Genomic DNA, 388 nt, shown 5'->3' with positions numbered 1-388 from the left:
GTGACCACACCGTTGTCGATGATCATCGCATAGCGTTGTGAGCGCAGGCCGCCAAATTTCGCGGTGTCCATCTCCAGACCCAGCGCTTTGGTGAAGCTGCCGTCACCGTCTGCCAGCATCATAATTTCTGAGGCATTTTGTGCTTCTCCCCAGGCTTGCATCACGAAGGCATCGTTCACTGACACGCAGGCGATAATATCCACGCCTTTGGCTTTCAGTTGATCAGCCAGCACCACATAACCTGGCAGGTGAGATTCCGAGCAAGTTGGCGTGAAGGCGCCGGGAACCGCAAACAACACCACTTTCTTGCCTGCAAACAGGTCGGTAACGTCATGGTTAACCATGCCGTCTTTGGTGAGCTCACCCAGGGTAGCGGCTGGCAGAGTCT

The 388-nt window shown here is 55.2% G+C and carries 1 protein-coding gene; it reads right to left on the bottom strand.

Going from position 1 to position 388, the window contains the following annotated elements; all coding sequences use genetic code 11:
- A partial coding sequence (locus ACYP03_RS24505) for a redoxin family protein (RefSeq protein WP_459782449.1) occupies nucleotides 1–383 on the bottom strand: 383 nt, incomplete at its 3' end.
- Nucleotides 384–388: the final 5 nt, after the last annotated feature.

Source organism: Photobacterium sp. R1 (assembly GCF_054600795.1).
Note: the sequence above shows the minus strand (reverse complement) of the source record. Positions and strands in the feature narration are given on the sequence as shown.